The following is a 22900-nucleotide window of genomic DNA, read 5'->3' as shown; positions in this document are numbered from 1 at the left end:
GCACGGGGGAAGCCATGAACATCGAGCTGGCCGACTACGACGCTGCCTGGCCCGGTCTGTACGAGCGGGAACGGTCGAGGATCCTGGGGGTGCTGCCGAGTGCGGACCTCGAGCACGTGGGATCGACGTCGGTGCCGGGGCTGTGCGCGAAACCGTTGATCGACATGTTGCTGGTGGTGGACGACGCGGCGGACGAGTCGTCGTACGTGCCGGCGTTGGAGGCGGCCGGGTATCGGCTGTCGGTGCGGGAGGACGACTGGCACGACCACCGGATCCTCAAGGGGCCGGACACGAACGTGAACCTGCACGTGTTCCCGCGTGGGTGTGCGCAGGTGCGTCGGCATCTGATCTTCCGGGATTGGTTGCGCGACAACGAGTCTGATCGGGAGTTGTACGCGCAGGCGAAGCGGAAGCTGTCGGCGCAGGACTGGGACCGGGTGCAGGACTACGCGGCGGCGAAGACCGAGGTGGTGCTGGAGATCCTCGAGCGTGCCTATCTGGCGTGGCGGTTGCCGTCGGACGACGTGGAGTACATAACGGAGTCGCAGACGGGGAACGTGCGGATCGTGCTGGAGGAGCACAACCCGGAGTGGGCGCGGTGGTACGCGGCTGAGGAGGCCAAGATCCGGGCGGCGCTGGGTGGGCTGATCGTGCGGCTGGAGCACTGCGGGTCGACGTCGGTGCCGGGCCTGGCGGCCAAGCCGTTGATCGACATCCTGCTGGTGGTGCCGGACTCCAACGACGAGGACTCCTATGTGCCGGCGTTGGTGGAGGCGGGGTACTACCTGCGGTTGCGGGAGCACGGCTGGCACGAGCACCGGCTGCTCAAGCGGCATGACGCGCCGGATGTGAACCTGCACGTCTTCTCCCCCGCGTGTGAGGAGATCGACCGGATGCTGGGGTTCCGGGATCGGCTGCGCTCGCACCCCGGGGATCGGGCCGAGTACGAGGCGGCCAAGCGCGCCTTGGCGGGCGAGACCTGGCACAGGGGCCAGGACTACGCCGACGCCAAGACGCGCGTGGTCGAACGGATCATTCTTCGGGCGTTGAGCTGACTATCCGAGGCGGCACGCGGACAGGATGATCTCCTGGCCGAGCAGCGTGCGGACGCGGACGGCGTTCTGGATCAGCTGGCCGTTGGGTCCGGTGGCGGTTTCGTTGAGGTGCACGGTGGCGACGCCGGGGATGCCGATGGTGGCGGGCCCGGTGCCGATGGGCTGGCCGTTGAGCGTGCCGACCTTCGACGAGCCGGTGATGCCGCTCGCGTCACTCACGCACTTGGCTTCGATGGCGTTGAGCTTGATCGCGCCACCGAGCAGTGTCGCTCCCTCGACTCGGGCCTGGGCCACGGTGCGGCCGGTGTCCGGGTCGAGGGTGCAGTCGGCGTGCAGGGCGTTGACCGAGGCGAGGCCGAGCACGTTCACGGTCGCGACGGTCTTGTCCTCGTTGGGCGGGCACTGGGCGTGCGGCGTCTTGGCGACGTTGATCAGGCCCGTGGCGTTGAGTGCCCACGCTTCACCGCGCAGGTAGACGACGACCTTGACGACCGCGGTGGCGGCGGCGCCGTCATCGTCGGTCACGGTGACCAGGACGTTGTGCGCGCCGAGCTGGGTGAACGCCCGCGAAGCGGTGCAGGTGCCGGAGCCCGCGCCCTGGGCGACGGTGCCGTTCACGACCGGGCTGCCGTCGTCGAAGTTGAGCGTGCAGGTGTGCTTGTCGTTGGTGGCGATGTCGGTGAACGGCGCGGTGAAGTTCACCGTGGTGCCGCGGGTGACGAGCGTCTTGTCGGCGCTCAGGGTGACCTTCGGGGCCACGTTGGACAGCGTCAGCGTGGTGGTCGCGGTGACGGGCGGGTTGACGCCGTCGTTCGCGGTCAGCTTGAGCGCCCACACGCCGTCATCGGTGCACTTGACCGTGGTGGCCTGTGCCGCGGCGTTGCCGAAGGAGCAGGTCGCGCCGGCGTCCACGCCCGACTGCGGGGTGGCGGTCCACGCGGTGGTCAGCGAGGGGCCGTCGGGGTCGGTGACCAGGCCGGCCAGTGCGACGTCGGTGCCTTCCTGACCGGCGTACGGGCCGCCGGGCTTGACGACGGGCGGGGCGTTGACCTTCACGGTGACGCATTCGGTGACGTTGCCGTTGCCGCCGCCGTCGGTGCCGTGCGCGGTGACGCACAGCTGGTGCGTACCCGCGGCCAGGGCGGGGGTGGCGACGGTGTAGTCGACGGTGGCGGGCCCGTCCTGGGGCAGGCCAGGGGTGATGGAGGTGATCGGGATGTCCGCGCCGTTGTTGACCTTCAGCGTCAGCTGCGTGAGCTTGGAGGCGATGACGCCGGGGACGACGTCGGGCAGCTGGGAGACGTCCGGTACGTCGGTGCAGGTGCCGCCGGTGGTCTGGGCGATCTTGCGCAGCGAGCCCTGGGTGCCGGGGTTGTCGCACGCGGCGCCGTTGGACACGGCGAAGGTGAAGATCTTGATGCCGGCGTTCACGGCCTGCTGCAGGGCGGCGTCGACGGTGCCGCCGTCGGTGGAACCGCCGTCGGAGAAGAAGACCATCAGCTTGCGCGGCTGCGGTGCCGCGGTGGCCGAGGAGATGCCGGCGGTCAGGCCGCCGACGAAGTTGGTGCTGCCGCCGGCGTTGCGGGGCGTGAAGAGCTGGACGCCGCCGCCGATGAAGGCGCTGCCCAGCGCGTCGGAGACGTCGGTGGTGCCGTTGCCGTTGGCGTCGGTGGCTGGCGGGACGACTTTCTGGTCGCCGCCGGCGGGGCTGACGTCGACGGTCTGGCCGCTCGCGCCGAACACGGCGGCGCCGACGTTGCCGACGACGGTGTTGGCGGCGGCGGCCTTGGTGTGCAGGGCCCTGGCGGCCGCGATCTCGCAGTCGAGGATCGTGGCCGGGTTGCCGTCGCCGTTCTGGTCGCCGCCGCAGCCCGCGGTGACGTTGCCGATGGTGGAGCCGGACACGTCGAGCACGTATGTCAGCGCGGTGTCGACCACTGCGACGCCGGTGGCGATCGTGGCCTTGCCGGTGACCGTGACCGGGCCTGGCACGACGACGGCGTTGTTCGCCGGGCTGGTGATGGTGACGCCGATGCTGGTGCCGCCGGGCAGGTTGCCGGTGGCCGCGTGCGCTGGGATGGCGAGTGCCACGGTGGCCGCTAAGGCGGCGCCGACCGTGATGGTGGGTCTCATGCTTCTCCGCTCGTTGGTTCGTCCCCGACCGAACAGAAGGAGACCGCAGGTGTGGCCTCGGATACACCGGGTCACTGATTTGCATCGATAGTCGGCCTATTCGGCCCAGCGGGGGTTGCGGGCGCACTCATGGCGCTCGCCGCGGCCGTTGGGCGGTTCGTGGCGGCACGACCAGCTGATCGGCGGCTTGAGGTTCAGCTCGCCGGTCCGAAGCGGCGGCGGTAGTCCGACGGGTTGAGGCCGGTCTCGCGGCGCATCAGGGCGCGGAGGTTGGCGGCGGTGCCGAGTCCGGTGCGGCGGGCGACGACGTCGAAGCGGGTCTCCCCCAGTTCGATCAGCCGGCAGGCCAGGGTGACGCGCTCCGCGGTGAGCCAGGCCAGTGGTGTGGTGCCGAGCTGTGCCTGGAAGCGGCGGTGCAGTGTCGCCGGGCTGACCGCCGCCCGTGCCGCGAGCGCGGTGATGGTGAGGGTGGTGTCGAGGTGCTGCTGGGCCCACGCCAGGACCGGTGCGAGGGATTCGTCGGGCAGGTCGGGGACGGGTCGTTCGATGAACTGGCGTTGCCCGCCGTCGCGGTGGGCGGCGAAGACCAGCCGGCGGCTGACGATGCCGGCGATCTCGGCGCCGTGGTCGCGGCGCACGAGGTGCAGGCCCAGGTCGAGGGCGGCGGCGCTGCCCGCGGCGGTGAGGATGTCGCCGTCGTCGACGAACAGCACGTCGGGTTCGAGGCGCACGGCGGGAAAGCGGGTCCGGAACTCGTGGGCCCACTGCCAGTGCGCGGTGGCGCGGCGTCCGTCGAGGACCCCGGCCTCGGCCAGGGTGAACGCGCCGCTGCAGAAGCCGACCAGCCTCGCGCCCCGTGCGTGCGCTCGCCGGACGGCGTCGAGCACGGCCGGGCGGCGGGGTACCTCGACGTCGGGCCGGTTGGGAACGATCACGGTGTCGGCGTCCTCGGTCGCGTCCAGGCCGGCGACGCCGGTGAGGGTGAAGAACCCGTCGCGCATCAGCGTGCGAGGCGCGGGCGAGCACAGGCGGAAGTCGTAGAGGTCGCGGCCGATCTCGGGGCGGCGCAGGCCGAAGATCTCGGTGGCGCAGCCGAGCTCGAAGGGGTTCGAGTTCTCGTCGACAATCACAACCACCCGATGCGAGGATTCTTGCGACATGTGCGATTCCTAGCACTCACGGTCGCGGCGCGGCAGGGGTGAGGATCGTGACCATGAACGAACCTGTCGCGCTGGACGAGGCCCTGAACTCCTTCGACGCCCTGTGGAGCCCGCGCATCGTCACCCAGGTCAACGACTACGACGTGCGGGTGGCCAAGGTCGAGGGCGAGCACGTGTGGCACGTCCACGACCACACCGACGAGTTCTTCCTCGTGCTCGATGGCGAGCTGCACATCGCGTTGCGCGAGGCCGGTGGGGAACGCACGGTCGTGCTCGGCACGGGCGCGGTGTTCACCGTTGCCTGCGGCACGGAGCACAAGCCGTCCGCGCCGTCGGGGGCACGCATCCTGCTGTTCGAGCCCACCGGAACGCTGTCCGTCGGCGACCGTCACGACGAGATCCCCGGCCACGTGGACGCGACCACCGGGCACGCACTGCGCTAACTGTCCTCTGCCGGCGGGCGCGGTGCGGAAGAATCACGCGCTGTGAGGTTCGGGGTGCTGGGGCCGGTCGAGGTGCGCGACGAGACGGGGACGCCCGTCGCGGTGCCCGCGCCACGGCAACGTGCCCTGCTCGCGATGCTCGCCCTGGACGCGGGCCGCATCGTCGGCCACGACCGGCTGCTCGACGGCCTCTACGCCGACCCGCCCGCCGGTGCCGCGAACGCCCTGCAGTCCCAGGTGTCCCGGCTGCGCAGAACCGTGCCGGGACTGGTGATCGAGCACCACCCCGCCGGCTACCGCCTCGTCGCCGAACCGTCCGAAGTGGACTCCCAGCGGTGTGTGGAACTGCTCGACGCCGGACGTGGCGTCGAGGCGCTCGCGTTGTGGCGCGGCCCGGCGCTGGCCGACGTGGACGCCCCGTTCGCCGGCGAGGCCCGGCAGCGCCTGGCAGAAGTGTTCATCAACTGCGTACTTTCCGGCGGGACCACGAACGACCTCCGCGAACTTTCTGCCGAGCACCCGCTGCGGGAGGACGTGCGGGCGGCGTTCATGCGCGCGCTGCACCGTGACGGCCGCCAGACCGAGGCGCTGGAGGTGTTCGCGCAGGGCCGTGCACTGCTCGCGGACGAGCTCGGTGTCGATCCCTCCCCCGGTCTCGCCGCCGCTCATCTGGAGGTGCTGCAGGCGCAGGCACCGCACCGGGGCGTGCCCGCGCAGCTGACCAGCTTCGTCGGCCGCGACGAGGACCTGCGCCGCGTCACCAAGTGGCTGGGCGAGAACCGGCTGGTCACGCTCATCGGGCCCGGTGGCACCGGCAAGACCCGCCTGGCCGTCGAGGTCGCCCACCGCGAACCGGGCGAGGTCGCGTTCGTCGACCTGTCCGCCACCACCGACGTCGCGCGGGCGCTGCTCGACGGCATCGGCCTGCGCGAAGCCGGGCTGCTCACCGCGGGGCTCGGGGTCGAGGAACGACTCCAGGCCGCGCTGGCCACCCGCGCGGCGTTGCTGGTCGTCGACAACTGCGAGCACGTCATCGACGACGCCGCCCGCGTGCTCGGCACCGTGCTGGCCGCCTGCCCGCAGGTGCGGGTGCTCGCGACCAGCCGCGAACCGCTCGGCATCACCGGCGAGACCCTCAGCCCGGTCACCCCGCTCGACGAGGACGCCGCCGTGCGGCTGTTCCTCGACCGCGCGCAGGCCGTCAGACCCGGCTTCACCGCCGAACACCACGTCATCGCCGAGGTCTGCCGGCGCCTGGACGGCATCGCGCTCGCCATCGAGCTCGCCGCGGCACGGGTCCGTTCGCTGCCCCTCTCCGAGATCACCGCCCGCCTGGACGACCGGTTCCGGTTGCTGTCCAAGGGCAGTCGCACCGCCGCACCCCGGCATCGCACGCTGCACGCCGTGGTCGAGTGGAGCTGGGACCTGCTCACCGACACCGAACGCGACCTCGCCGCCCGCTTCACCGTGTTCCGCGGCGGCGCCACCCTCGCCGCCGTCACCGCCGTGTGCAGATCCGATGTGGACACTCTGACGTCGTTGGTGGACAAGTCACTCGTCGAAGTCACCGACGACCGCTACCGCATGCTCGACACCATCCGCGCGTTCTGCGCGACCCACGCACCAGACCTGAACGCCGCGCACGCCCAGTGGTTCCTGCGGCGCGTCCAGGAGGCCGAACCGCACCTGCGCGCCCACGACCAGATCCAGTGGCTCACCCGGCTCGGTGCCGACCACGACAACCTCGTCGCCGCCGTCACCTGGGCCACCACCAACGACATCGAACTCGCGCTGGAACTGGTGGCGGCGCTCGCGACCTACTACTGGTGCCGCGGCCTGCGCACCGAAGCCGCGACCCAGGCCGAGGCCGTGCTGCGCGCGTGCGGCGAGACCCCGCCCGCCGGCCGCGAGCAGGAGTACGCGATGTGCCTGCTCATCGCCTGGCCGGTGGCGACCGGTGACCAGTCGGCACGGCAGCGCCAGGCCGACGAGCTGCTGTTCGGGCTGCCGGGGCCGCCGCGCTACCCGATCCTGAGCATGATGTGGGGCATGGCGCTGGGGGCGCCCGAGACCGAGTCGCAGAACTGGCACCGCCGGCACCGCCTCATCGGCGACGACCCGTGGAGCACCGCGCTGGCGTTCGTCGGCGACGGCCTGATGACCTGGCAGCAAGGCGACCCCGGCGCGGCGCGAGACCTGCTGCACCGCGGTGCCGAGGCGTTCGAGCGGGTCGGTGATCGCTGGGGTGTGGCGCTGGCCGTCAACCAGCTCGCCGAGCTGGCCCTGGCCGCGGGCGACCCCACCGGTGCGCTGGCCTACATCGAACGCGCCCGCGGCCTGTTCGAGGAGCTCGGTGCCGCCGAGGACACCGCCGAAGTGATCGTCAACCGGGCACGGGCCCTGCTGGCCGCCGGTGACCTGGCCGGGGCGCGAGCCGACTACACCGAGGCGCTCACCGCGGCACGACGGGCGGGCGCGCCCCTGGTGGAGGCGAACTGCCACTGCGGGCTCGCCGAGCTGGCACGGCTCACCGGAGACCTCGCGACCGCGCGCGCCGAATGCGACCGGGCGTGGGAACTGACGCCGGGCGGCTGGTACGGCCCGGACGAGATGCGCTGCCACATCGCGTTCGAACGCGGCCGCATCGCCCGCGCCGGCGGCGACCCGGCCGAAGCCCGCCGGCACCTCGAGGAGGCACTGCGGCGGGCCGTGGGTCAGCGCAACGTCGTAACCGAGACCGCCGTGCGCGCGGAACTCGCCGCCCTAGCCGGGCCTTGATCCGCCGCCACCACAACCAGGCCGGCAGCCGCCGGTGCGCGATGAACGTCCACAGGTCGTCCTCGGCCACCTCGTGGGGATGACGGCGCAGCACCTCCAGGCACTCCCGCGACACCACCCCGTGCTGCCGAGCCACGTGCGCCAGCGCCGTCGCTCCGTGCTGCCGCACCTCGATCCGGTTGTGGTCCAGCGCGCGTGCCACCCGCGTCAGCACCACCCACGGATCCGGGTACGACAACGCCAGCCCGATCACCGACACCCCGACCATGGCCTCGCCGCGGTCGAACGCCGCGTCGACCTCCTCCGGGCGCTCGGTACCCATCAGCGCGGAGAAATCGCGCCAGTTCATGCCCTCACCACGCCTCGCCCGATCCAGCAGGAAACGCTGCCTGCCATCGGAACGCTCCCCCGTGCGCTCCCAGTCCGCGGCCAGGTACCGCCACACCGACGCGGTGTCCGCGCGGGAGGTCGAGGCCAGGATCCGGCACAGCTCCAGCACGTGCTCCGGTTCCGACGCCTCCGCCAGCTCGCCCAGGACTCCTGGCGGGCAGCCCAGGTCGTGCCACGCCAGCCAGGCCAGCGTCGGTACCTCGCCGACGTCCACCCAGCCGTCGGCCCCGCCCCTGCCGATCTCGGCAGGCGTCAGCGAAGCCCGGTAGCGGGCGTGTTCGATCGGGATCACGTCAGACACGAGGCCCGAGCCCGGGCCCCAGTTCGGGTACCGCGCGCAGCAACGCACGCGTGTAGTCATGAGACGGATTGAGCAGCACTTGGTCCACCGAGCCTTGTTCCACGATCTTCCCCTGATGCATCACCGCGACCCGGTCGGCGATCTGCCACGCCAGCCCGAGGTCGTGTGTGATGATCAATGAAGCAAGGCCCAGCTCACGGCGCAACCGGAGCAGCAACGCCACGATCTCCCCGCGCACCGAGGCATCGAGCGACGCGACCGGCTCGTCGGCCACCAGCAGACGGGGTTCGAGCACCAGTGCCCCGGCGATCACCACCCGCTGCTGCTGACCCCCCGACAGCTCGTGCGGCAGGGACTCCAGGTACAGGTTCGCCGGCCGTAGTTCCGCTCGCTCGACAGCGGCCGTGACCTGCGATTCCTCGTCACCAGGAATGTTGTGGACGCGCAGCCCCTCGGCGACCGCGTCGAGCACTTTGTGCCGCGGGTTCAACGCGCTCGCCGGGTCCTGCAGAACCAGCTGGACCTGCCGCCGGAACGCCTTGAGCGCCTTGCCCTTCAACGGCACCTCGGACCCGTCGAAGATCACCCGACCGGAGGACGGTTTCCGCAGTCCCATTATGGTACGAGCCAGTGTCGTTTTGCCGGAGCCGGACTGCCCGACCAGCGCCACGATCTCGCCCCGCCCGATCTCCAGGTCCACCCCGTCGACCGCCCGCGTCCTGCCGTAGTCCACGACCAGATCCCGCACCTGCAGCAGCGGCTGCGGTGTCGGCGCGGCTTCCACCCAGCGGTGCGCCGGGTCGCCGATCACCGGGAACGCCGCCGTCAGCGCCGCCGTGTGGGCGTGCCGCGGGTTCGCGATCACCGCGCGCGTGGCGCCGCGTTCGACGACCTCGCCCCGGTACATCACCGCGAGGTCGTCACACGTCTCGGCCAGCACCGACAGGTCGTGGCTGATCATCAGCAGACCCAGGTCCTGCTCGCCGACCAGCCGTTTCATCAGCCCGAGCACCTGCGCCTGCACGATCACGTCCAGCGCGGTGGTCGGCTCGTCGGCGATGATCACCTTCGGCGCGCACGCCAGCGCCATCGCGATCATCACCCGCTGCTGCTGCCCGCCCGACAGCTCGTGCGGGTACGCCCGCGCCTTCTCCCGGGGCAGTTCCACCTGCTCCAGCAACTCGGCGACGTTCCCCGGTGTGCCGTGCAGGCGCATCGGCTCGGCGATCTGGTCACCGACGCGGCGCACCGGGTTGAGCGCGTGCATCGCGCCCTGGAACACGATCGACGCCGACGCCCACCGCACGGCCCGCAGCCGCCCCCACGACATCGTCCGCACGTCCTGCCCGTCGAGCAGGATCTCGCCACCGATCCGCGCCGCCCCCGGCAGCAACCGCAGCACCGACATCGCCACGGTCGACTTGCCCGATCCCGACTCGCCTGCGAGCCCGAGCGTCTGACCCGCCGCGAGATCCAGGCACACGTCGCTGACGACGCGCTTGTGTCCGTAATGGACGGTGAGGTTCCTCAGCTGCAGCATCCAGTCACCTCTTCGGCGTCACAACGGCTTCGAGGGCGCGCCCGACGAGCGTGAACGCCAGCACCACCACCACGATCGCGAGCCCCGGCGGCAGCAGGAACCACCACGCGCCCTGCGGCACCGCCCCGTGCAGCTGCGCCTGGTGCAGCATCGAGCCCCACGAGATCCGCGTCGGATCACCCAGCCCCAGAAACGCCAGCGTCGACTCCGCCACGATCGCCGACGCCACCGCCAGCGTCGCGTTGACCAGCACCAGCGGCACCACCGATGGCAACACGTGCCGGCCGATCACGTGCCCGTGCCCGCCACCGAGCGCCCGCGCGCGTTCCACGAACGGCCTGGCCTCGATCGTCAGCGTCTGCGCCCGCACCATCCGCGCCGTCGACGGCCAGCTCGTCAGGCCGATCGCCAGCACGATCGTGCCCAGCCCGCGCGGCAGCACCGTCGACAACGCGATCGCCAGCACCAGCGCCGGCAGCACCAGGAAGAAGTCCGTGACCCGCAGCAACGCCCCGGCGAGAAACCCGCCGAAGTGCCCGGACAGGATGCCGACCAGCGTGCCGATCCCGACCGCCAGCACCGCCGCCGTCAGACCCACGAACAGCGACGTGCCCGCGCCCTGCGCCACCAGCAGCGCCACCGACCGTCCGGTGTGGTCGGTGCCCAGCCAGCTGCCCGCGTTCGGCGCCTGCCACGCCGCCGCGGTCACCCGCGTGACGTCCAGCGCCGCCGGGTCGATCAGCAGCGGCGCGATCACCGCGATCAGCGCCGTCGCGGCGAGGACCACGGCGCCGGCGACACCGGCCCTGTATGTGAAGAACCGGTGCGTGAGGAAGCGGTTCATACGACCTTCACCCGTGGATCCAGAACGCCGTGCAGCAGGTCGGCGAACAGGTTCATCACCACGACCGCGCCCGCCGTCACCACCAGCAGCCCTTGCAGCAGCAGGTAGTCCGGCCCGGTCAGCGCGTCGTAGAACAGCAGCCCCAGCCCCGGCCAGGAGAACACCGTCTCCGTCGTGATCGCGCCCGCCACCACCAGCCCGAACCGCAGGAACACCAGCGTGATCGCGGGCAGCACGGCGTTGGGCACCGCGTGCCGGCGGCGCACCAGGTCGTCGCGCAGGCCCTTCGCGCGTGCCGTCACCAGGTACGGGGCGTGCATCTCCTCCAGCAACGACGAGCGCATCACCAGCATGTACTCCGCGCACACCACCGCGACCAGCGTGATCGACGGCAGCACCAGGTGATGCCCCACGTCCACGGCCTGCGAGAAGAAGTCCGGCGCCGTGTCGGTGTCGCGCATGCCCCGCGACGGGAACAGATCACCCGTCGCCATCATCAGCAGCATGCCGAGCCAGAACGTCGGCACCGCCCACAACGTCAGCGACACCCCCGTCGTGGCCCGGTCGAACGCCGAGTCCCGCCGCCACGCCGCCCGCACCCCGAGCCACAGGCCCAGGCCGACCGCGATCAGCGTCGAGGTCCCCACCAGCAGCAGCGTCGGGCCCAGGCGTTCCAGGATCACCTCCGACACCGGGCGGCGGAACGTGAACGACGTGCCGAGATCACCGCGCAGCAGCGAGGTGAAGTAGCTCCAGAACTGCTCGTGCAGCGGCCGGTCCAGGCCGAACTGCGCACGCAGTTCGGCCTGCATCGCCGCCGTGGTCGGCCGCCCGCGCGTCATCGACACCACGGGATCGCCCGGCACCACCCGGAACAGGAAGAAGCCCAGCACCGCCACCATGAGAAGGCTCAGGGCGGCGCCACCGAGCCGTCCGACCAGTCGCACCTACTCGCGCTCCCCGGCCGTGGCCTTGCGCCGCCGCGACAGCACGACGGTGAGCAGCACCAGCACCACCAGGACACCGCCGCCGATGGCGAACGCGGGCCACCTGCTGCCCGAGGCCTGCACGGCACGTTGCGCGGGCTCGGCGCCGTAGTAGCCCCACACGCCGTGCTGCGCCATGATCACGCCGCCCTGCGCCGGCTGCGTGGTGAACCGCGCGAAGTGATCCGAGCGGTAGGCCTCCAGCGCGTTGTCGTAGGCCAGCACCACCGCGGGCACCTGGTCGTAGAACCGCGCCTGCATCTGCTTCACGATCTCCACGCGCTTGCCCTCGTCGAACTCCGAGAGCTGCTGCGCGTAGAGCTTGTCGTAGGTCTCGTCGCAGAAGTACGCGTCGGTGGTGCCGCCCTTGCCGTCCGCGCCGGGCCGCTGCGCGCACGTGTGCAGGCCCAGGATGAAGTCCGGGTCCACGTTCGTGCCCCACCCGGAGAACGCCAGGTCGTAGGTCGCCGCAGTGGTGGCCTCGTTGAGCTGGTTGTCCGACACCAGCTGCACGTCCAGCGCGATCCCGATCTCGGTCATCGACCGCTTCAGGTACTCGCTGGCCTGCTCGTCGTAGGCCCGGCCGGCGCGTCCCACCAGGCGCAGCGTGAGCCGCGTGCCGTCCTTGCGCGGGTAGCCCGCGGCGTCCAGTGCCGCGTTCGCCGCGGCCGGGTCGAATTTGCGCAGCTCCTTCTCACCGGGCTGCCAGTGGTACTTGCCGAACACCGGCGGCACCAGCCCGGCGCCCTTCTCCGCGTACCCGAGGCTCACGCGCTGCACCAGGGCGTCCAGGTCGATGCCCTGCGCGATCGCGCGGCGCACCCGCACGTCGGCCAGCGCCGGGTTGCCGGTGCCGATCGGCTCACCGGTCCTGGTCCGCGCGCCGGGGTTGATCAGCAGTTCGGTGAACCGCCGGCCCTGCGCCTTGTTGCGCGTCACCCCGGCCTTGCCGTCCAGCGAGTCGAACTGGGCGGGCGCCATCCGGTTGACCAGGTCGACCTCGCCCTTGCCCAGCGCCTGCACCGCGGCGTCGGAGTTCTGGAAGTACACGAAGTGCAGCTCGTCGTACTTCGCCGCGCCGCGCCAGTACTGCTTGTTGGCCTTGAGCTTGATGAACTGCCCCGCCACGTGCTCGGACAGCACGAACGGGCCCGAGCCCACGACCGGCATCTGGTCGTTGGCGTAGTCCTTGATGTTCGTGACCTTCTCCCACACGTGCCTGGGCACGATCGGGATGTCCAGCGCCAGCATCGTCACCTGCGGCGCCTTGGTCCTGATCACCACCGTGCGGTCGTCGGTGGCGGTGACCGACTCGAAGTTCGTCACGAAGCTGCCGTTCGCGGTCCTGGCGACCTCGTTGGACATCATCAGGTTGTACGTGAACGCGACATCGCGCGCCGTGATGGGCGTGCCGTCGGACCACTTCTTGCCCTCCGGCACCGTGAACGTCCACGTGAGCCGGTCCGCCGACGGCTCCCACCTGTTCGCGAGGCCCTCGGTCACCCGCTGATCCTCAGCCGCGTACGCGGTCAGGTAGTCGTACATCAACCGGCCGATCTCCGTGCTCGACTGGAACACCGCCAGGAACGGGTTCATCGAGTCGATCTGCTGCACGATCGCGACCTTGAGAATCACCGGCTGCTGCGCCACCGCCCCCGGTGTCGCGGCACCCAGAACCGTTGCGGCCGCAAGCAACGCGCACAACTTCACCCGCACGAAAACACCTCTCCCCAGTTGGCCCGCCGCTACGTTACTCAGAATGCGGATCTTGATCTCGGCGGACATGGAAGGCGTCACCGGAGTCACCTGGACCGGGGACGTCGTTCCCGGCACCGAGGGGTGGCAACGCTTCCGGCGCCTGTTCACCGAAGAAGTCGACGCCTGCGTCGAAGGTTTGGTTGCGTCCGGCGCAACAGAGGTAATCGTCAACGAGGCGCACTCCTCGCAGCGCAACCTCCTGATCGAGGACCTGCACACCTCGGCACGCCTGCTCACCGGCCGGCACAAGCCGTTGTCGATGATGCAGGGCATCGACTCCGGTGTGGACGGGGTGGTGTTCCTGGGCTACCACACCGGTGCGGGCGCGGAAGGCGTGCTCGCCCACACCTACCTGGAGAACTCCATCACCGGCGTGTGGCTCGACGGCGTCGCGGCCTCCGAGGGCAGGTTGAACGCGGCGCTGGCCGCCGAGTACGGGGTGCCGGTGCTGATGGTCACCGGTGACGACCGCACCTGCGCCGACGCCGTGTCGTACGCGCCGTCGGCGTGGCTCGTGGCGGTGAAGGAGTGCGTGTCGCGGTACGCGGCCGTGTGCCTGCCGCCCGCGGTGGCTTTTTCACAGATCACAGAGGCGGCCTCCGCGGCGATGGCGCGGGCCGGGCGATCCGAAGGAGTGGTGTCGGCGCATCGCATCGAGGTCGAGTTCGACGCCTCGCACCTGGCAGAGGCCGCGGCCGTCGTGCCCACAGTGGACCTGATCGGCGTGCGCCGCGTCGGCTTCGACGCCGCGTCGATGACCGACGCGATGAAAGCGTTCAAAATCGTCACCCACGTCGCAGCGGGCGCGATCGAAGGAATTTACGGCTGACCAGCGACCAAATAGAGACAAAATAGCCGGGTGGTGTGGCCGCTACACCGAAGCGGCCACACCCAGGCTTAATTCAGTTGCTTATCAGCGAAGGCTCCACTGCTGGTGCAGGCCGTCGTGGCACGGCCACTGCAGCGCGCCGGCGCCGTTGAAGGTGTAGGCGTGGTCGATCTCCAGGCACTGGGTGCTGTGCCTGGCCTGGAGCTGGAAGTAGCCGTTGCCCCGGTCGATCCTCTTCCACTGCTGGTGCGTGCCGCCGTGGCACGGCCACTGCAGAACACCCGCGGCGGGCGCCTGGCTGGCGTTGTTGACCTCCAGGCACTTGTCGCTGTGCTCCACGCGGAGCTGGACGTAGCCGTTGCCCAGGTCGTTGACCCGCCACAACTGGTGGTTCATGCGGTGACACGACCACTGCAGTACCCCGGCGCCGTCGGCGAGGCTCGCGTTGTTGACCTCGATGCACCGCAGGCTGTTGCGGTTGACCACCGAGTAGGGCCCCGCCGGTGCCTGCGCGTTCGCCGGTGCCGCGACGAACAATGCGGCCAGCGCCAACCCGGCGGCGGAAATGAGCGGGACAAATCGCTTCGCTCTGGACATGTTTTCCCCTCGTTCATCGGAGAATTCCTCTCCGCCGCCAACATTGCCGTCGATCATGGGGAAACCGGAAGTCCCCGGCCCGATGAGCGGACCGGGAGAAAACAACGTCACACCGATGCGTACTGTGTGGCCTTATGACGCTGGACGTGGCGCAACTGTGCGCGCAGCTGATCCGGTTCGACACGACCAACCGCGGCGGCGGCGAGTCGGCTGGCGAACGTGAGGCCGCCGAGCACGTGGCCGCGATCCTGCACGACAACGGCGTGCCGCCCACGTTGCTCGAACCGGCGCCGCGCCGCACCAACGTCCTCGCGCGCATCCACGGCACCGACCCGTCCCTGCCCGCCGTGCTCGTCCAGTCGCATTTGGACGTCGTGCCCGCCGACCCCGCCGAGTGGAGCGTCGACCCGTTCGCCGGCGAGATCCGCGACGGCTTCGTCTGGGGCCGCGGCGCCGTGGACATGAAGGACATGGCCGCCATGACGCTGGCCGTGATCAACCGCTGGCACCTCGCGGGCCGCCGCCCGCGCCGCGACATCGTGCTGGCCTTCGTCGCCGACGAAGAGGACCAGGGCGCGTACGGCGCGCACTGGCTCGTCGACCACCACGCCGCGCACTTCACCGGTGTCGAGGCCGCGATCAGCGAGTCCGGCGGCTTCTCCTACGACGTCGACGGCGTCCGGCTCTACCCGATCGGCACGGCCGAACGCGGCACGTCGCACATGAAGCTCACCGCCGTCGGGCGCGCCGGGCACGGCTCACGCCGCAACCCCACCAACGCCGTCACCGCCCTGGTCACCACACTGGCGCGCATCGCCGCCTGGGAACACCCCGTCCGGCTGACCCCGACCGTGGAGGCGTTCCTCGTCGGCGCGGGCAAGGCACTGGGCATCGAGGTCGACCTCGACGACGTCGACGGCACCATCGCCCGCCTCGGGCCCGCGGCCCGGCTGGTCGAGAACACCGTGCGCTGCTCGACCACGCCGACCATGCTGCAGGCCGGCTACAAGGTCAACGTCATCCCCGGCGTCGCGACCGCGCAACTCGACGTGCGCACACTGCCCGGCACCGTCGACGAACTCGTCACCACCATCGACTCGCTGCTCGGCGACGGCGTCACCCGCGAGTTCCTCGAACACCAGCCACCCGTCGAAGCCCCCACCGACACCACCTGGTTCCGGGCGATGGCCGAGGCGTTGCGCGACGAGGACCCCGCGGCGGTCGTCGTGCCCTACTGCCTGGGCGGCGGCACCGACGCGAAGGCCTTCAGCCAGCTCGGCATCCACTGCTACGGCTTCTCGCCGCTGTCGCTGCCGGCCGGGTTCGACTACCGCGCGATGGCCCACGGCGTCGACGAACGCGTCCCCGTCGCGGGCCTGGAGTTCGGCGTCCGCGTCCTGGACCGCTTCCTGTCGAACTGACCGGCTAGTGGTGGGCTGACTCCTGGCGGGCCGTGCGCTGCTCGACCAGCTCCTGCACCGCGCTGGGCAGCGTCGTCTCGAAGTCGATCAGCTTCGCCCACGTCGGCGTCACCACGATCCGGACCATGCCGTCGTAGAGCGAGCGGACCTCGGCCTCCCACTCGACCCGCTGCTCCGCCGACATCTCGTAGGAGCCGTTCATCTGCAGGAACTCCTCCGGGATGCCGTCCACGACGTCCAGCTCGGCCCGGCCGCGCAGCAGCAGGATCTTGGGCGGGTGCACCTCGGTGTCGATCGTCAGCGCCACCGCCGGGTTCACCCGCAACGAGTGCAGCTTCGGGGAGTTCTTCGTCGTGCACAGGACGATCTGCTCGCCGTTCCAGGTGAACGCGATCGGGATGGCGCGCGGCGTGCCGTCCTTGGCCACGTAGGCCAGGCGGACCAGGTCACGCGCCAGCAGCTCACGGCTCAGCGGCCGGTCGAGCACCTCGGCGATCTCGTGCTGCTGCATGACTGCCTCCCTGAGTCGTGGGCGTGTTCTGCCCCTGGGACGCAGCCGTCACCCCGTTCTCGACATCGCCCCGGTCCCGATGTTCTCGCCGCCTGGTCGTCTCAGCGCGGCGGCAACGGCAGCGGCACCGCGGGCAGCCCGTCGATGCTCGCCAGGTTGTACGGCTTCTTGCCGGTGTACTCGCGGAACTCCTCGTCGGACTTGCGGCCGAAGTAGTCCGCGTGCAGCTCCCGCTCCGACCGGTAGTCCATGAACGGCACCGCGAACCCGCAGGTGTCGCTGACCAGCTCGGCCGTCACCACGATCACCGCGCGCAACGCGGGCCCGTCCGCCTCACCGAACCCCGCGACCAACTCGTCGAAACGCGGGTCGTCGCGGAACACCGGCTCACCACGGCCGTGCACCCGCACGATGTTCGGTGGCCCGTCGAACGCACACCACATCAACGTGATCCGGCCGTTCTCCCGCAGGTGCGCGATCGTCTCGGCGTGACTGCCGCCGAAGTCGAGGTACGCCACCGTGTGTTCGTCGAGCACGCGCCACGTCCCCGCACGGCCCTTGGGAGAGAGGTTCACGTGACCGTCGCCCGCCAGCGGAGCGGTCGCCACGAAGAAGATCTTCTGGCTGTCGATGAACTCCCGCAGCCGCGGCTCGATGCGCTCGTACTCCTTACCCATGCCTCGCAGTATTGATCGCTTTGCGGAACCTGTCAGCAGTGATTCCCAGGTGGTGAACCAGCTCCGGTGGCCCGTCGACCTCGAAGTCGCACCCCAGCATCCCCAGGTACACCGCCAGCATCTCCGGCGTGTCCGACCCCGCCGTCATCCGGCACGTGCGCTCGTCGACCGCCTCGACCAGCGCCGCGGGCACCTTCGCCACGACCTCGTCGGCCGGCGCGTGCACGGTCACGGTCGCCCGGAACCGCCACGCCGCCGTCGCCAGCCCCTTGGCCAGGTAGGTCTCCAGCTCGGGCATCTCCCTGGCGGTGAACCGCGGCCCGGTCGGGATCCGCGGCGCGATCCGGTCCGCCCGGAACGTCCGCCAGTCCTGCTTGCCGACGTCCCAGGCGACGAGATACCAGCGGCCCCTGGCGTGCACCAGCCGATAGGGCTCCACCTCGCGGCGGTCCCGCTCGCCGTCGAACTTCACGTAGTCGAACCGCAGCCGCTCCCGCGCCCGGCACGCCGTGACCACCGCGACCATCACGTCCGGGTCGATCTCCGCGGCCGTGCCGACCGTGTACTGCTGCACCGTGCTCACCCGGTGCCGCAGCCGTGACGGCAGCACCTGCTCGAGCTTCGTGAGCGCCCTTTGCGCCGTCTCCGACTCCTGCTCGCTCAGGCTCAGGGCGACCGCGACCGCCTCGTCGTCATCGAGCAGCAACGGCGGCAGGCTCGCCCCCGCACCCAGCTTGTAGCCGCCCGCGACCCCCGGCGTCGCGTGCACCGGATAGCCGAGATTGCGCAGCCGATCGACGTCGTTGCGCACCGTCCTGGTCGTCACGCCCAGCCGTTCGGCCAGCGCCGGGCCCGACCAGTCGCGCGGGGACTGCAGCAACGACAGCAACTTCAGCAACCGCGCCGACGTCTCCAGCATGTCCCGCATCCTCCCCGCCATTGCGGAACGCACCTTTCCGCAATCGTTCCTAGCGTGGCAGCCATGACCACATTTCGCGTGGAGATCCCCCAGAGCGACCTCGCCGACCTGCGCCAGCGCCTCAACGCCGCCCGCTGGCCCGCCCAGTCCGTTCCCACACAGTCCGGCACGGGCGGCTGGCGGCGCGGCGTGCCCGTGACCGAGCTGCGCGAGCTCGTCGCCTACTGGGCCGACGGGTTCGACTGGCGTGCGGCCGAGGCCCGCCTCAACGCCTTCCCGCAGTTCGTGACCGAGATCGACGGCCAGCCGATCCACTACGTGCACGTGCGCAGCGAACGCGCGGACGCCCTGCCGCTGCTGCTGATCCACGGCTGGCCCTCGACGTTCGCCGAGTACCTCGACGTGATCGCCGACCTGGCGCGCGACCACCACGTCGTCGTCCCGTCCATCCCCGGCTTCGGTTTCTCGGTCCCGGCCGCGGGAGGCTGGGACATCTCCCGCACCGCCGCCGCCTTCACCGAGCTCATGTCCGATCTCGGCTACGAGCGCTACGGCATCCAGGCCGGTGACGTCGGCGCCGGCATCGCGGGCGCGATGAGCCGCCGCACACCCGCCGTGGCCGCGATGCACATCAACGGCCCCAGCGCGCACCCGTTCGCCGGCCCGCTGGCCACCGACGACCTGACCGGCGTCGACCTCGCGCGCGCCGAGCGGTTCAACGACTTCGTCGCCACCGGCCTGGGCTACCTGCAGCTCATGTCCACCAAGCCGTGGACCATCGGCTTCTCGCTCACCGACTCACCCGTGGGCCTGCTCGCCTGGATCCTCGAGAAGTTCCAGGCCTGGTGCAGCGAGGTCGACCGCGACGCCCTGCTCACCGCCGTGTCGATCTACTGGTTCACCGGCACCGGCGCCACCTCGGCGGAGTTCATCTACGAGTCCATGAACTCGCCCGGCGCGTGGGGAGCGGCCACCGCACCCACCGGGTTCGCGACCTTCGCCGCCGACACCGGCATCCGGTCGCTGCTCGACCCCGAGCACCAGGTCGCGCACTGGACCGAACACGACCGCGGCGGCCACTTCCCGGCCATCGAGGTGCCCGACCTCTACGTCGCCGACGTCCGCAAGTACTTCGCCGGCATCTAGCCCGAGAAGGTGTGGCCGCTGCGGCGGCCACACCTTCTTCATGACCCAGCCCGGTCCGCCGCCTCCCGCGCCGCCAGTTCCACCCGCGCGCGGTAGGCGTCCCAGTCCTGCTCCGGCAGGTTCGACACCTCCGCCCGCAACCCCGCCAGCCCGTCCAGGCCCTCACGCAGGATGTCCGCGTGGCCGGCGTGCCGGTTCGTCTCCGCGATCATGTGCACCAGCAGCAGGTGCAACGTCACGTACTTGCGCTCCTCGGGCCACCACGGCACCACACCGGGCGCGTCCAGCGGCAGCTCCTCGATGCTGGTGTCCGCGAACGCCGTCGCCTGCGCGTACAGCGACAGGATGTACTGACGGGACTCGTCCGCGGTGGCGTACATGTCGACGTTCGGGTCCGCCTCGACGTCCCACGGCATGTCCTCGCCGTACGGGCGGCCCAGGCAGGCACCGAAGTACTCCCGCTCGACGCCGATCAGGTGCTTCACCAGTCCCAGCAGGTTCGTCGCGGTGGGGGTGAGCGGCCGCCGCGCGTCGTACTCGGACACACCGTCGAGCTTCCACAGCAACGCCTCGCGGGCGGACTTGAGGTAGCGGTGCAGGACGGCTTTCGGATCACTGGCCATGCCGGTCACCCTTCCAGAACCCGCGCCGACGCCACCGCGATTTCCTCCAGCCGGTGTGGTGCGCGGCCCACCAGCCGGCGTGCCCGGCGGGCAGGTGCAGCTCTGTCGACACCTGCATCAGCACCACCCGCAACGTGACGTTCCGCTTCGCGGCGGAGATCCACCACCGCTGCACGCGACTCCTCGAGCGAGGCGCACATGTCCGCCGCCGGTTCGGCGGCCGAGGTCGACCACTGCGGTGGATCCGCGAACGGCCGGCCCGTGCAGTGCCGCCTTCTCATCCACCCAAGCAGCGTCTCAAACACCACCGACAGTGTTGAGCACCACCAGATCCAGATGATCGATCACCGGCCCGGTCTCCACCGCGGCCGCCTCGAGCAGCAGCGCCCGGCCCCGTTCGAACTCCTCCGCCGACAACGACCGCAGCAGCGTGTCCGCCTCCCACCGCACGGTCTCGGCCTTCTCCGCCAACGACGACGCAGTCACCTGTGCGACCGGCTCCAGCCGCTCGACCTCGAAACCCATGCCCGACGCCACCTCGGCGACGGTCGGGAACCCCGACAACGCCCGCACCGCCTCCGGGAAGAACCGGAACAACCCGATCCCCTGATGCCGCTCCCGGAACAACGACCGCAACACCACCACACCACCCGGCCGCAGCACCCGCCGCAACTCCGCCCCGGCGGCGGCCAGATCCGGCACGTGGTGGATCACCGTCGACATCCACACCACGTCCACCGACGCGTCCGGCAACGGGATCGACCCGGCATCGCCGGCCAGCATCGGCAGCCCCGACGCCTCCCGCATCGACGACGACGGCTCGACCGCCACCACCGTCACACCGGGGAACCACTCCCCGAACGCGCGGGTGAACAACCCCGTCCCCGCCCCCAGATCCAGCACCGTCCCCACAGTCGACAGATAAGGCGCCAGCACCTCACGCCACGACGACAACCCAGTCAGCGAAATCTCCCGGGCCACCCGGTACGCGGTGGCCTCCACAGCGTCGTAACGAGTCATCTCACCAGCCAAGCACCTACGGATGGCGGGATGACAGTGAGCCTTAACACGGACTACACCTTGGACAGCCATGTCCTGCCGTGGTCCGCGAAAGGGTTGCCCTGCATGCGTAAGAGTCATCTCAGACCCCTGATCGGGGTCACCGTGGCCGCGAGCGTCGTGTTCGCGATGGGGGGCGTGCCCACCGGCGCGGCTCCCGGTGCCCAGGAAACAACGACGAACTACCAGGTCAGCGACGTCCGCACCGTTGACCAGCGCAGCAAGCTCGCGAAGTCCGGCGCTGCCATCGACTCCGTCGAGGAGCACGGCATCGTCGTGATCACCGCGACCGGGAGCGAGGTCAAGAGCCTGCGGGCCCAGGGCTTCGAGGTCACCGAGCTGCCCAAGCGGATGGAAGCGAACTCGGCCGTCGGGCCGTTCGACTTCCCGCCCGCGGACTCGAACTACCACAACTACGCCGAGATGACCGCGGAGATCAACCAGGTCGTCGCCGCGTACCCGAACCTGATCTCCAAGCAGGTCATCGGGAAGTCGTACGAGAACCGCGACATCATCGCGCTCAAGATCAGCGACAACGTCGGGGTCGACGAGAACGAGCCGGAGGTGCTGTTCACGCACCACCAGCACGCTCGTGAGCACCTCACCGTCGAGATGGCGCTGTACCTGATCAACCAGTTCACTTCGCAGTACGCGAGTGACGCGCGGATCAAGGGCCTGCTCGACACCCGCGAGGTCTGGATCATCCCGGACGTCAACCCCGACGGCGGCGAGTACGACATCGCCACGGGTACCTACCGGTCGTGGCGCAAGAACCGGCAGCCCAACGCCGGTTCCAGCAACGTCGGTACCGACCTCAACCGCAACTGGAACTACAAGTGGGGTTGCTGCGGCGGTTCGTCGGGCAGCACCGGCAGTGACACCTACCGCGGGCCGAGCGCGGAGTCCGCGCCCGAGGTCAAGGTCGTTGCCGACTTCGTGCGCGGCCGCAACGTCGGTGGCAAGCAGCAGATCAGTGCTGCCATCGACTTCCACACCTACAGCGAGCTCATCCTGTGGCCGTGGGGCTGGACCTACGACGACATCGCGCCGGGCCTGACCCAGGACCAGCACGACACGTTCCGCACCATCGGTCAGCAGATGGCGGCGACGAACAACTACACGCCCGAGCAGTCCAGCGACCTCTACATCACCGATGGGACGATCCCGGACTGGCTGTGGGGCTCGCAGGGCGTCTTCGCCTACACCTTCGAGATGTACCCCGGTGCCTCCGGTGGCGGCGGTTTCTACCCGCCCGACGAGGTGATCCCGGCGCAGACCTCCCGCAACAAGGAGGCCGTGCTGCAGCTGCTGGAACGTGCCGACTGCCCGTACGAGGCCATCGGCAAGGAAGCCCAGTACTGCGGTGGCACCCCGCCGATCCCCGGCAAGTACTTCGAGAACGCCACGAACTTCAACATCGGTGACAACACCACGATCAACTCGCCGATCACCGTGGCCGAGGTGGCGGGCAACGCCCCGTCGACCCTCAAGGTCGCCGTGGACATCAAGCACACCTACCAGGGCGACCTGAAGGTGGACCTGGTCGCCCCGGACGGCACCGTCTACACCCTGCACAACCGCTCCGGCGGCGGCACGGACAACATCAACACCACCTACACCGTCAACGCCTCCAGCGAGGTCGCCAACGGCGGCTGGCAGCTGCGGGTCAACGACAACGCCGCCCAGGACACCGGGTTCCTCGACAAGTGGAGCCTGCAGTTCTGAGGTAG

Annotated in this window: 21 protein-coding genes; 8 read left to right on the top strand and 13 right to left on the bottom strand. The window is 70.3% G+C overall.

Translation table 11 applies throughout. The features are described from left to right. The first annotated feature begins 14 nt into the window (after positions 1-14). Positions 15-1055 carry a GrpB family protein gene (locus ACIA8G_RS42080; RefSeq protein WP_396424420.1) on the top strand — a complete coding sequence of 347 codons (1041 nt, stop codon included), beginning with the start codon at positions 15-17 and terminating at the stop codon, positions 1053-1055. Here the strand turns inward: ACIA8G_RS42080 and ACIA8G_RS42075 are convergent, their stop codons facing one another. Together ACIA8G_RS42075 and ACIA8G_RS42070 are read right to left on the bottom strand one after the other, a co-directional pair. After that, positions 1056-3188: a choice-of-anchor P family protein gene (locus ACIA8G_RS42075; protein WP_396424419.1), complete on the bottom strand. Its 2133-nt coding sequence runs from the start codon at positions 3186-3188 to the stop codon at positions 1056-1058. Positions 3189-3382: 194 nt separating this feature from the next. After that, positions 3383-4348: a GlxA family transcriptional regulator gene (locus ACIA8G_RS42070; protein ID WP_396424418.1), complete on the bottom strand. Its 966-nt coding sequence runs from the start codon at positions 4346-4348 to the stop codon at positions 3383-3385. A gap of 53 nt (positions 4349-4401) precedes the next feature. On the opposite strand from ACIA8G_RS42070, the gene ACIA8G_RS42065 reads away from it, so the two are divergent. From ACIA8G_RS42065 to ACIA8G_RS42055, 3 genes are all read left to right on the top strand, one after another. Next, positions 4402-4791, top strand: coding sequence for a cupin domain-containing protein (locus tag ACIA8G_RS42065; protein WP_396424417.1), 390 nt, complete (start codon positions 4402-4404; stop codon positions 4789-4791). 42 nt (positions 4792-4833) lie between these two features. After that, the gene (locus ACIA8G_RS42060; RefSeq protein ID WP_396424416.1) at positions 4834-7569 is read left to right on the top strand and encodes a BTAD domain-containing putative transcriptional regulator; all 2736 of its coding nucleotides are present in this window, start codon (positions 4834-4836) and stop codon (positions 7567-7569) included. 410 nt (positions 7570-7979) lie between these two features. Then, complete coding sequence (locus tag ACIA8G_RS42055) at positions 7980-8228, top strand: hypothetical protein (protein WP_396424415.1); 249 nt, start codon at positions 7980-7982, stop codon at positions 8226-8228. Between the two features lie 24 nt (positions 8229-8252). On the opposite strand, the gene ACIA8G_RS42050 is transcribed toward ACIA8G_RS42055, so the two are convergent. From ACIA8G_RS42050 to ACIA8G_RS42035, 4 genes are read right to left on the bottom strand one after another with little or no spacing between them, the layout of a single operon-like run. Then, complete coding sequence (locus tag ACIA8G_RS42050; protein ID WP_396424414.1) at positions 8253-9800, bottom strand: ABC transporter ATP-binding protein; 1548 nt, start codon at positions 9798-9800, stop codon at positions 8253-8255. Positions 9801-9804: 4 nt separating this feature from the next. After that, positions 9805-10644: an ABC transporter permease gene (locus ACIA8G_RS42045; protein WP_396424413.1), complete on the bottom strand. Its 840-nt coding sequence runs from the start codon at positions 10642-10644 to the stop codon at positions 9805-9807. Beyond that, on the bottom strand, positions 10641-11591 hold the full coding sequence (locus ACIA8G_RS42040) for an ABC transporter permease (RefSeq protein WP_396424412.1): 951 nt from the start codon (positions 11589-11591) through the stop codon (positions 10641-10643). The genes ACIA8G_RS42045 and ACIA8G_RS42040 overlap by 4 nt, the downstream gene beginning before the upstream one ends. Further along, positions 11592-13346: an ABC transporter substrate-binding protein gene (locus tag ACIA8G_RS42035; RefSeq protein WP_396424411.1), complete on the bottom strand. Its 1755-nt coding sequence runs from the start codon at positions 13344-13346 to the stop codon at positions 11592-11594. 43 nt (positions 13347-13389) lie between these two features. Here ACIA8G_RS42035 and ACIA8G_RS42030 point away from each other — a divergent pair, with 43 nt between their 5' ends. Then, positions 13390-14217, top strand: a complete 828-nt coding sequence (locus ACIA8G_RS42030; RefSeq protein ID WP_396424410.1) for a M55 family metallopeptidase — start codon at positions 13390-13392, stop codon at positions 14215-14217. A gap of 84 nt (positions 14218-14301) precedes the next feature. Here ACIA8G_RS42030 and ACIA8G_RS42025 read toward each other — a convergent pair whose 3' ends face one another. Next, a complete protein-coding gene (locus ACIA8G_RS42025; RefSeq protein WP_396424409.1) occupies positions 14302-14814 on the bottom strand; it encodes an RICIN domain-containing protein in 513 nt (170 codons plus the stop codon). A 134-nt stretch (positions 14815-14948) separates the two neighbouring features. On the opposite strand from ACIA8G_RS42025, the gene ACIA8G_RS42020 reads away from it, so the two are divergent. Continuing rightward, positions 14949-16235 carry a M20/M25/M40 family metallo-hydrolase gene (locus tag ACIA8G_RS42020; protein ID WP_396424408.1) on the top strand — a complete coding sequence of 429 codons (1287 nt, stop codon included), beginning with the start codon at positions 14949-14951 and terminating at the stop codon, positions 16233-16235. 4 nt (positions 16236-16239) lie between these two features. Here ACIA8G_RS42020 and ACIA8G_RS42015 read toward each other — a convergent pair whose 3' ends face one another. The 3 genes from ACIA8G_RS42015 to ACIA8G_RS42005 all read right to left on the bottom strand — a co-directional run bounded on the left by ACIA8G_RS42015 (position 16240) and on the right by ACIA8G_RS42005 (position 18342). Continuing rightward, positions 16240-16746, bottom strand: coding sequence for a pyridoxamine 5'-phosphate oxidase family protein (locus ACIA8G_RS42015; protein ID WP_396424407.1), 507 nt, complete (start codon positions 16744-16746; stop codon positions 16240-16242). Between the two features lie 101 nt (positions 16747-16847). Next, positions 16848-17423 (bottom strand): pyridoxamine 5'-phosphate oxidase family protein, encoded by a 576-nt coding sequence (locus ACIA8G_RS42010; RefSeq protein ID WP_396424406.1) that lies wholly within the window; start codon positions 17421-17423, stop codon positions 16848-16850. Beyond that, a complete protein-coding gene (locus tag ACIA8G_RS42005) occupies positions 17416-18342 on the bottom strand; it encodes a helix-turn-helix transcriptional regulator (protein ID WP_396424405.1) in 927 nt (308 codons plus the stop codon). The genes ACIA8G_RS42010 and ACIA8G_RS42005 overlap by 8 nt, the downstream gene beginning before the upstream one ends. 63 nt (positions 18343-18405) lie before the next feature. Between ACIA8G_RS42005 and ACIA8G_RS42000 the strand changes: the two genes are divergently transcribed. Further along, entirely contained in the window at positions 18406-19488 is a 1083-nt protein-coding gene (locus tag ACIA8G_RS42000) for an epoxide hydrolase family protein (protein ID WP_396424404.1), read from the top strand. Positions 19489-19526: 38 nt separating this feature from the next. Here ACIA8G_RS42000 and ACIA8G_RS41995 read toward each other — a convergent pair whose 3' ends face one another. The 3 genes from ACIA8G_RS41995 to ACIA8G_RS41985 all read right to left on the bottom strand — a co-directional run bounded on the left by ACIA8G_RS41995 (position 19527) and on the right by ACIA8G_RS41985 (position 21131). Further along, a complete protein-coding gene (locus ACIA8G_RS41995; protein WP_396424403.1) occupies positions 19527-20111 on the bottom strand; it encodes a DinB family protein in 585 nt (194 codons plus the stop codon). Next, positions 20101-20286: a hypothetical protein gene (locus tag ACIA8G_RS41990; protein WP_396424402.1), complete on the bottom strand. Its 186-nt coding sequence runs from the start codon at positions 20284-20286 to the stop codon at positions 20101-20103. The genes ACIA8G_RS41995 and ACIA8G_RS41990 overlap by 11 nt, the downstream gene beginning before the upstream one ends. Before the next feature lie 122 nt (positions 20287-20408). Continuing rightward, the gene (locus ACIA8G_RS41985; protein WP_396424401.1) at positions 20409-21131 is read right to left on the bottom strand and encodes a class I SAM-dependent methyltransferase; all 723 of its coding nucleotides are present in this window, start codon (positions 21129-21131) and stop codon (positions 20409-20411) included. A gap of 105 nt (positions 21132-21236) precedes the next feature. Between ACIA8G_RS41985 and ACIA8G_RS41980 the strand changes: the two genes are divergently transcribed. Then, positions 21237-22895: a M14 family metallopeptidase gene (locus ACIA8G_RS41980; RefSeq protein ID WP_396424400.1), complete on the top strand. Its 1659-nt coding sequence runs from the start codon at positions 21237-21239 to the stop codon at positions 22893-22895. Positions 22896-22900: the final 5 nt, after the last annotated feature.

It is taken from the genome of Lentzea sp. NPDC051213 (assembly GCF_044455585.1).
Classification (GTDB): domain Bacteria; phylum Actinomycetota; class Actinomycetes; order Mycobacteriales; family Pseudonocardiaceae; genus Lentzea.
This window is presented reverse-complemented; position numbering and strand designations above follow the sequence as displayed.